General features: G+C 61.9%; 1 protein-coding gene. It reads left to right on the top strand.

All coding sequences use genetic code 11. From position 1 onward, the window contains the following. Positions 1-366: ATP-grasp domain-containing protein (locus RAZWK3B_RS20030; protein WP_037296394.1), on the top strand; the 366-nt coding region annotated here is incomplete at its 5' end. Positions 367-396 lie beyond the last annotated feature (30 nt).

Genomic DNA, 396 nt, shown 5'->3' with positions numbered 1-396 from the left:
GTGCTGCTGACCGGGCGCATTCTCAACAAGCTGGATTACGTGGGCGTGATGGGTGTGGAATTGTTCGTCACGGGCACCGGCCTGATCGTGAACGAAATCGCCCCGCGCGTGCATAATTCAGGACACTGGACCCAGCAGGGCTGCGCGATCGACCAGTTCGAGCAGCATATCCGCGCGGTCGCAGGCTGGCCCCTGGGCGATGGCAGCCGCTATGCGGATGTGGTGATGGAAAACCTGATCGGCGATGACATGGCGCGCCTTGCGCAAATCGCCGCGGAACCGGCAGCCTCGATCCATCTTTACGGCAAATCAGACGTCAAACCGGGCCGCAAGATGGGCCATGTGAACCGCATCACCCGGGGCTAATCCCCTGAAACAAAACGCCGCGCGCGACTG

It is taken from the genome of Roseobacter sp. AzwK-3b (assembly GCF_000170875.1).
GTDB lineage: Bacteria > Pseudomonadota > Alphaproteobacteria > Rhodobacterales > Rhodobacteraceae > Roseovarius > Roseovarius litoreus.
Note: the sequence above shows the minus strand (reverse complement) of the source record. Positions and strands in the feature narration are given on the sequence as shown.